The sequence below is a fragment of the Burkholderia sp. WTPI3 genome (assembly GCF_021483755.1).
In the GTDB taxonomy this organism is placed as follows: Bacteria; Pseudomonadota; Gammaproteobacteria; order Burkholderiales; family Burkholderiaceae; genus Burkholderia.
Genome location: NZ_JAGIXF010000155.1, coordinates 1 through 8,471, shown reverse-complemented (window position 1 = coordinate 8,471; position 8,471 = coordinate 1). Strand labels below are relative to the sequence as shown.

Annotated in this window: 7 protein-coding genes, 2 pseudogenes and 1 riboswitch; of the genes and pseudogenes, 4 read left to right on the top strand and 5 right to left on the bottom strand. The window is 69.4% G+C overall.

The window, feature by feature from the left end:
* From J7024_RS35555 to J7024_RS35540, 4 genes and pseudogenes are all read right to left on the bottom strand, one after another.
* Positions 1–141 (bottom strand): annotated as a pseudogene (locus J7024_RS35555) (thiamine phosphate synthase); the annotation flags it as partial.
* Positions 138–953 carry a thiazole synthase gene (locus tag J7024_RS35550; protein ID WP_234745934.1) on the bottom strand — a complete coding sequence of 272 codons (816 nt, stop codon included), beginning with the start codon at positions 951–953 and terminating at the stop codon, positions 138–140. The pseudogene J7024_RS35555 and the gene J7024_RS35550, both read right to left, overlap by 4 nt.
* Before the next feature lie 38 nt (positions 954–991).
* Positions 992–1,189: a sulfur carrier protein ThiS gene (gene thiS, locus J7024_RS35545; protein WP_124828671.1), complete on the bottom strand. Its 198-nt coding sequence runs from the start codon at positions 1,187–1,189 to the stop codon at positions 992–994.
* Positions 1,190–1,222: 33 nt separating this feature from the next.
* Entirely contained in the window at positions 1,223–2,374 is a 1,152-nt protein-coding gene (locus J7024_RS35540; protein WP_124828672.1) for an FAD-dependent oxidoreductase, read from the bottom strand.
* Between the two features lie 225 nt (positions 2,375–2,599).
* Positions 2,600–2,723: riboswitch (TPP riboswitch) on the bottom strand.
* Between the two features lie 268 nt (positions 2,724–2,991).
* Here J7024_RS35540 and J7024_RS35535 point away from each other — a divergent pair.
* The 4 genes from J7024_RS35535 (at position 2,992) to J7024_RS35520 (ending at position 8,274) form a co-directional block, all read left to right on the top strand.
* Positions 2,992–4,761, top strand: a complete 1,770-nt coding sequence (locus tag J7024_RS35535) for an ABC transporter ATP-binding protein/permease (RefSeq protein ID WP_124828673.1) — start codon at positions 2,992–2,994, stop codon at positions 4,759–4,761.
* Positions 4,758–5,534, top strand: a complete 777-nt coding sequence (locus J7024_RS35530; protein ID WP_124828674.1) for an SDR family NAD(P)-dependent oxidoreductase — start codon at positions 4,758–4,760, stop codon at positions 5,532–5,534. Before J7024_RS35535 ends, J7024_RS35530 begins: the two co-directional genes overlap by 4 nt.
* Before the next feature lie 162 nt (positions 5,535–5,696).
* Complete coding sequence (locus tag J7024_RS35525; RefSeq protein ID WP_175761246.1) at positions 5,697–6,959, top strand: MFS transporter; 1,263 nt, start codon at positions 5,697–5,699, stop codon at positions 6,957–6,959.
* Between the two features lie 22 nt (positions 6,960–6,981).
* On the top strand, positions 6,982–8,274 hold the full coding sequence (locus J7024_RS35520) for a D-amino acid dehydrogenase (RefSeq protein WP_234745932.1): 1,293 nt from the start codon (positions 6,982–6,984) through the stop codon (positions 8,272–8,274).
* Here J7024_RS35520 and J7024_RS35515 read toward each other — a convergent pair.
* Positions 8,271–8,471 (bottom strand): annotated as a pseudogene (locus J7024_RS35515) (RNA 2',3'-cyclic phosphodiesterase); the annotation flags it as partial. The gene J7024_RS35520 and the pseudogene J7024_RS35515 overlap by 4 nt on opposite strands.

Genomic DNA, 8,471 nt, shown 5'->3' with positions numbered 1-8,471 from the left:
CGGCACGTCGGGCGTGGCCACGCAAAGCCGCCACGGCGCCGCGGTGCTCGGCCACTCGCCGAGCCGGGCGCGAATCCGCTCGGCCGCTTCGGCCAGCTCGTCGGCCGGCGGCCAGAAGACATCTGCGAATCGCGCGCTCATGCGCCGCCTCCGTCCTGGTGCCAGAACGGCATCCCGACGACCGGCGTGCTCGCGTGCGCGGTCTCGCGCGCATCCATCGGGCCGGCCGTGCCGCTTACCTGGCCGGCCTCGACGCCCTGCGCGAACGCGCGCGCCATGATTTCCGGGTGCGTGGCCTGCGACACGGCCGTGTTCAGCAGTACGCCGTCGAAGCCCCACTCCATCACCTGGCACGCGTGCGACGGCACGCCGAGCCCCGCGTCGACGATCAGCGGCACGTCAGGCAGCCGCTCGCGCAGCACGCGCAACCCGTACGGGTTCACGACGCCCTTACCCGTGCCTATCGGCGCGCCCCACGGCATCAGCGCCTCACAGCCGGCGTCGAGCAGCCGCCGGCCGATCACGAGATCCTCGGTGCAGTACGGCAGCACCTTGAAACCGTCCTTGACCAGTTGCGCGGCCGCCTCGATCAGCCCGACCGGGTCGGGCTGCAGCGTGTAGTCGTCGCCGATCAGCTCGAGCTTGATCCAGTCGGTGTCGAACACCTCGCGCGCCATGTGCGCGGTCGTCACTGCCTCGGCGACGGTCTGGCAGCCGGCCGTGTTCGGCAGCAGCGGCACCGCGTGGCGCTTGAGCAGGTCGAAGAAGCCGGCCTCGGCCGTACCGCCCGTCATCTGGCGGCGCAGCGCGACCGTCACCATCCCGGGCCGCGACGCGGCGATCGAATCGGACAGCGACTGCAGCGACGGATAGCGCGACGTGCCGAGCAGCACGCGGCTTGCGAAGGTTTCGCCGTACAGCGTCAGCGCGTCGGCGGAAGTATGGGACGTCATGTCGTTTTCCTGGAAGAGCGGGGACGGACCGGCGGCGCTCAGCCGCCCGCGACGGGATGCACCACGTCGAGCTTGTCGCCCGCCGCGAGCGCACGCGCCGCATGCTGCGTGCGCGCGACGAAATTGCCGTTCAGCGCGACCGCGTACGGCGGACGCGCGCCGAACGCTGTGAGCGCGTCGGCCACCGTCGCACCGTCGGGCAGCGTCAGGGTCTGTTGGTTGATCTGGATATCCATGAGACTCGGGTCGAATTCGATGGGCGATGCGCGTCAGGCGGGCTGACGCGCGTCGTCGCGGTGATGAAGGAGCGCCGGCCAGCGCGCGGCATCGCGCCACGCGGCAAACGCGTCGGCATCGCCGAACGCGCCGCCCAGCGCAGCTTGCGCGAACCCGACGGCCGCGTGCGCGACTTCCGGCGCGATCATGAAGCCGTGCCGGTACAAGCCGTTGACGGCGAGCGTCGTCGCGCCGTCCCAGATCAACGCCGGGCGGTGATCTGGCAGCGTCGGACGGCATTGCGCATTCAGTTCGAGGATGCGCGCCTCGCCGAATGCCGGGTGCACGGAGAATGCCGCGCTCAGCAATTCGAGCGCGGAGCGCACGCTCACGGGCGACATGTCCTCGCCCTCCACTTCGGTCGCGCCGATCACGTACAGGTCGTCCTGCTTCGGCGCGATGTACAGCGGATAGCGCGGGTGCAGCAGCCTCACCGGCCGCGTGAGCCCGATGCCGGGCGCACGCACGCGCGCGACTTCGCCGCGGATGCCGCGCAGCGCAGGCAGCACCGGCTTCGCGCCGAGCCCGCGGCAATCGATCGTGAAATGTGCGTCGGGCCGGTTCGCGTCGTCGATCGCGACGTGCCAGTGCAGCTCGACGCCGCGCTGCGCGAGGCCCGCCGCCAGCGCGCGCAGCGCCTGCCGGTTGTCGAGCTGCCCTTCGCGCGGCAGCATCAGACCGCGCGCGAATCGGCCCGCCAGCGCGGGTTCGGCCGCGTCCACCTGCGCACCCGCCAGCGCGATGACGCCGCCGTCGAACAGTTCGGCCGGTGCGTTCGCGCGCACGCGCCGTTCGAACAGCGGCGCCTCCGCGCGATCGGCGTGGTGCCAGACGACGAGCGTGCCGTGACGCTGGAAGAACACGGGTTCGGGCAGTTCCGCGAGCCACTGCGGCCAGCGGGGGAGCGACGCGGCGCCGAGCTCGGTGATCAGCAGTTCGGCGCTCGCCGCCTCGGCGAGCGGTGCGAGCATCGCGGCCGCGATCCACGCGGCCGACTGCTCGCCGTCCGGGCCGCCGCGTTCGTACAGCGCGACGCGATGCCCGTCGCCCGCGAGCCGCCACGCGATCAGGCGACCGACCAGGCCGCCGCCGAGCACCGCGAAATCCGGCCGGCGATCGTGAACGTTCGAAGCGTGGGTGTTCATCGTGCGCCCTCCGCGCGGGCGCGCGAGACGAGCGCCAATGCACGCACACCGTCCCGTGCCAGCGCACACGACGGTGATTCAGGAACAGCGCAAAAGACTGAAGATTGAGCGGTCATCATTCCTTCCGTAACGCGCGATGCGCGTACCCAAAAGGACGAAACCGGCAGCAAAGGCCGGCCGGGCGGGACTCGGGCGCTGACCATGTGGGATGGCAGCCAGCGCGGCCCGGCGGGATCAGAAACTTCCCTCGCCGGTATTACCCGGATCGGGTGCGAAGGGTCTTTCTCAGCCTCGCCGCGTCGCCCGGAACTACCCGTCGGCCGCGCTCGAAGCACCCCTGTTTCGTCGTCGGCCATTAGACCATAAAAGCGGAAAGCGCCGCAAACTGTCCCCCTTGCGGCAAATTCGCCGTCGCGCCGGGCCGCTCTGGCACAATGCCTGCAGGCCGGCCGCGCGAGCGGCCGGTTGCCGCGTCACCGCCGGCCTTAAGTGCCGTTTAAGACGCGCGGGCGAACATCCGGGCGCCCGCCGTCAGTCGGCACCTCGTCCGGCATGCCGTATCGCGGCGCGCGCCCGGCTTCGCCCGGCCCGCGCGCCGGCTACTCATCAGGAAGCACATGACCCAATCGATCGATCCCGTCCGCTCCGCCTCCGACGCGCCGCAGGACGAGCGCCCGATATCCGCGTGGAGCCTCATCAAGCCCTACTGGGTGTCATCCGAATGGAAAATCGCGTGGGGCTTGCTGATCACGATCATCGCGATCAACCTCTGCGTGGTCTGGATCAACGTCAAGCTGAACAAGTGGAACGCGCAGTTCTACAACGCGCTGCAGTCGAAGAACGTCCACGACTTCCCGAACCTGCTGATGCAGTTCTCGGCACTCGCGTTCGGCTTCATCATCCTCGCGGTGTACGGCCGCTACCTGCGGCAGATGCTCGGCTTCCGCTGGCGCCAGTGGCTCACCGACCGCTTCCTCGGCCAGTGGCTCGGCGATCGCGCGTTCTACCGGATCGAACGCGACCGCCTTGCCGACAACCCCGACCAGCGGATCACCGACGACCTCCAGTCGTTCGCGACGACGACGCTCGCGCTGTCGCTCGACCTGCTGTCGACGGTCGTCACGCTGGTGTCGTTCATCACGATCCTGTGGTCGCTCGCCGGTGCGCTGACGCTCTCGCTCGGCGCGACGCCGATCACGATTCCCGGCTACATGGTGTGGGCGGCCGCGCTGTACGCGGTGATCGGTTCGCTCATCATCCAGAAGGTGGGCCATCCGCTCGTGTCGATCAACTACCAGCAACAGCGCGTCGAGGCCGATTTCCGCTTCGGGCTGATTCGCGTGCGCGAGAACGCCGAGCAGATCGCGTTCTACGACGGCGAGAAAACCGAGACGAGCAACGCGCAGAGCCTCTTCATGCGTATCCGCGACAACTGGTGGCGCGTGATGAAGTACACGAAGCGCCTCACATTCGTGCTGAGCTTCTACGGGCAGATCGCAATCATCTTCCCGCTCGTCGTCGCCGCACCGCGCTATTTCGCTGGGGCGTTCTCGTTCGGCGTGCTGATGCAGATCTCGTCCGCGTTCGGCACCGTCAGCGACTCGTTCTCGTGGTTCATCAACAGTTACTCGACCCTCGTCGAATGGCGCGCAACCGTCAACCGTCTGCGTGAATTCAAGCGCGTGATGGGCACGTCACACCTGAAGGAAAGCCTGTCGCCCGCGACCGAGCACGGCGGCATCAACCTGCACTACGTCGATGCCGCGAAGCTGTCGACGTCGTCGCTGAAGCTCGCGCTGCCGAACGGCAACGCGCTCGCGAACATCGGCAACGTGACGATCGAGCCCGGCTCGCGCTGGCTCGTGATCGGCAAATCGGGTTCCGGCAAGAGCACGTTCATGCGCGCGCTCGCGGGCCTGTGGCCGTTCGGCGACGGCGCGATCGACGCGCCCGTCGGCGCGCGGATGATGTTCGTGCCGCAAACCAGCTACTTGCCGATCGGCACGCTGAAGGCCGCGCTCACGTATCCGTCCGCGCCCGATGCGTTCACCGACGACGCATGCCGCGACGCGCTGCGCGCGTGCCGCCTCGAAGACTACGTCGAGCGCCTCGCCGAAAGCGGGCACTGGACACGCGTGCTGTCGCCGGGCGAACAGCAGCGTCTGGCCGGTGCGCGCGTGCTGCTGCACAAACCGGACTTCCTGTTCCTCGACGAAGCCACGAGCGCGCTCGACGCCGACAACGAAGCGCGGCTCTATCACCTGTTCGCCGAACGGTTGCCGAAGGCCGCGATCGTCAGCATCGCGCACCGCGAGTCGCTGGCCGCGTTCCACCTCGGCACGATCAACGTCGAGCGCGTAAACGACGACGACAAGGTCGCAGCGTGAGCGCACGCGCCGCGCACCTCGCCCGGATCGCGCTGATCACCGGCGCGGGTTCGGGGATCGGCGCGGCACTCGCGCGGCGGCTCGCGGCGCCGGGCATCGCGCTCGCGCTGCATGCGCGCGGCGCCGACGAAGCAGCGCGCAAGCGGCTTGCCGAAGTCGCCGCCGGCTGCACCGCGGCGGGCGCCGAATGCGTGACGCTTACCGGCGATCTCGCCGAGCCGGGCGTCGCAACGTCGCTCGTCGATGCGACCGTCGCACGTTTCGGCGGGCTCGATCAGCTAGTCGCGAACGCCGGTTTCGCCGCGCGGCAGACGTTTTCCGATCTCTCACCGGACGCGCTCGCGTCCGCCTTCGCGGCGATGCCCGGCGCGTTCTCCGCGCTCGCGGGTCGCGCGCGGCCACTGCTCGAGGCGTCGGCCGCACCGCGCATCGTCGCGGTCAGCTCGTTCGTCGCGCACCGTTACCGTGCCGATGCGCCGTTCGCGGCAACCGCCGCCGCGAAGGCGGCGCTCGAATCGCTCGTGCGCACCGCCGCGGCCGAATTCGCAGCGCACGGCATCACCGTCAACGCGGTCGCGCCGGGCTTCACGCGCAAGGACCACGGCCCGAGCGCGGACAACGCCGCCGCATGGTCGCAGGCCGAACTGGCGACGCCGCTCGGCCGGATCGCCGAACCCGACGACGTCGCCACGCTGATCGCGTTCCTGCTGTCGGACGCGGCGCGGCAGATCACCGGCCAGGTCGTGCATGTCGATGGCGGACTGACGCTCTGACGCGGCAACACGCCCTTCCCGTCGCGCCGCCGCCATCGATCACCGCCCTCCGCCGCCCGAACCTGCGTCGACCTTTTTGGCGTCCCGTATCGCGCCCGTAAAATAGCCGCCACACTGCTGCACAACGGGCGGCACGCCACGAATCGACACGGAGACGGCGAGATGCAGGCAATCCAGTGGTTTCACGAGCTGTCGACGCGCGAGCGCAGAACGCTGTACGCGGGCTTCGGGGGCTATGCGGTCGACGCGTTCGACTTCATGATCTACTCGTTCCTGATCCCCACACTGATTGCCTCGTGGGGGATGACGAAGAGCGAGGCCGGGATGATCGCGACAAGCTCGCTGATTTCGTCGGCGATCGGGGGCTGGGCCGCCGGCATCCTCGCCGATCGCTATGGCCGCGTGCGCGTGCTGCAGTGGACGATCGCGACCTTCGCGCTGTTCACGTGCCTGTCCGGCTTCACGCATTCGTTCTGGCAGCTGCTCGCGACGCGCACGCTGCAGGGCTTCGGCTTCGGCGGCGAATGGTCGGTCGTGACGATCATGATGGCGGAGACGATCCGCTCGCCCGAGCACCGCGCGAAGGCGGTCGGCACCGTGCAGAGCAGCTGGTCGTTCGGTTGGGCCGCGGCCGCGATCCTCTACTGGGCGTTCTTCGCGCTGCTGCCCGAGCAGCTCGCGTGGCGCGCGTGCTTCTGGATCGGCATCGTGCCCGCGCTGTGGATCCTCTACATCCGCCGCAACGTCAGCGACCCCGACATCTATACGGCCACGCGCCGCGCTCGCGACGAAGGCCGCGTAACGGGCCACTTCCTCGAGATCTTCTCGCCGCCCCACCTGCGCGCGACGCTGTTCGGCAGCGCGCTGTGCACCGGCATGCTTGGCGGCTACTACGCGATCACGACGTGGCTGCCCACCTACCTGAAAACCGTTCGCCACCTGTCCGTGTTCAACACGAGCGGCTATCTGGTCGTGCTGATCGTCGGCTCGTTCGTCGGCTACGTGGTCGGTGCGATCCTGTCCGACCGGCTCGGCCGCCGCGCGTCGTTCATCCTGTTCGCGGTCGGCTCGTTCGCGCTCGGGATGGCGTACACGATGCTGCCGATCACCGACACCGCGATGCTGATCCTCGGCTTCCCGCTCGGCATCGTCGTGCAAGGGATCTTCGCGGGTGTCGGCGCGTACCTGTCGGAGCTGTATCCGGGCGCAATCCGCGGCTCGGGCCAGGGCTTCTGCTACAACCTCGGCCGCGGGCTCGGGTCGTTCTTCCCGATCCTCGTCGGCTCGCTGTCGCAGACGATGTCGCTCGTGAAGGCGATCGGCCTCGTCGCGGGCGCCGGCTACCTGCTCGTGATCGTCGCCGCGCTCGTGCTGCCGGAAACGCGCGGCAAGTCGCTCGCCGACGATCCGGCCGTCGCGTCGTAAACGCACTCGCACCGGAAGTCGCATGCACGTGATCGTTCTCGGCGCCGGCGTGATCGGCGTCGCCACCGCCTGGCACCTGCGCGAAGCAGGCTGCGACGTCACCGTGATCGAACGCGAGGCCGATGTCGCGCAGGCGACGAGCCTCGGCAACGCCGGCGTGATCGCGCCCGGCTACGTGACGCCGTGGGCTGCGCCCGGGATGCCCGGCAAGATCCTCAAGTACCTGTTCAAGCCCGCTTCGCCGCTGATCTTCCGGCCGACGCTCGATGCCGCGCAGTGGCGCTGGATCGCGCACTGGCTGCGCGAATGCGAGTTCGAACGGTTCCGCGTGAACAAGCAGCGGATGCAGCGCATCGCGTACTACAGCCGCGCGTGCCTGCATGCGTTTCGTGATCGCCACCCGTTCGACTATGGCGCGAGCCGCGGCTATCTGCAGTTGCTGCGCGGCGCGTTCGACGTCGAGATGGTGCAGCCCGCGCTGAAGGTGCTGCGCGATGCCGGCATCGCGTTTCGCGAGCTCGACGCGGCCGGCTGCACCGCGATCGAACCGGGCCTGCGCTGGGCACGGCAGGCTCCCGTCGGCGGCATCTACCTGCCCGACGACGAAGCCGGCGACTGCGCTCGCTTCACGCGCGAATTGCGGGCGCTGTGCGAAGCGAACGGCGTGACGTTCCGCTTTCGCACCGAGATTCGTGCACTCGATGTCGCGGGCGGCAAGGCACGTGGCGTGCGGATTGCCGCGACGGGTGAGCGCGCCGAAAGTAGCGGCACCGCACGCGATACGGCGCTCGCCGCCGATGCGATCGTCGTCGCACTCGGCGTCGACAGCGCCGGCCTGCTTCAGCCGCACGGCATCGACGTGCCGCTGTATCCGGTGAAGGGCTATTCGGCGACGCTCGCCGTCGTCGACGACGAAAAGGCGCCCCGCGCGGCGCTGATGGACGAATCGCTGAAGACGGCGATCACGCGCTTCGGCCCGACGCTGCGCGTCGCGGGCACCGCCGAACTCGGCAACCGGCATGCGACGCTGCGCCAGCAGGCGCTCGATACGCTGATGAAAGTGCTCGACGACTGGTTCCCGCACGCGGCCGATCGCGCATCCGTGCGTTTCTGGGCCGGCCGCCGGCCGATGACGCCCGACGTTCAGCCACAAGCCGTCGATCCCGCTCGCGCCGAGGAGCGGCGGCCCGTCGGGCACGGCTCGACGGGATGGGCGATGTCGATGGGTTCGGGAAAGGTGCTGGCCGATCTCGTCACGGGGCGCGCGCCGGAGATCGACCTGTCGGGCCTGACGCTCGCGCGCTACGGCCGCTAGGCGCCGACGTCACCCGGCGCCGGCACGACCGGCACCGATACGATCGGCAGGTGCGACACACCTGCGTGCGACAACCGGCTTTCGAACAGCGTCAGCGCGACGAAACGCAACGCGACGGGCCTGCGAGTCGCACCGCCGTGTGCAGGCTGCCCGTCCGCATCGCGCGGCAACCGTGCGAGCGTCACGTGCGGCCGGAA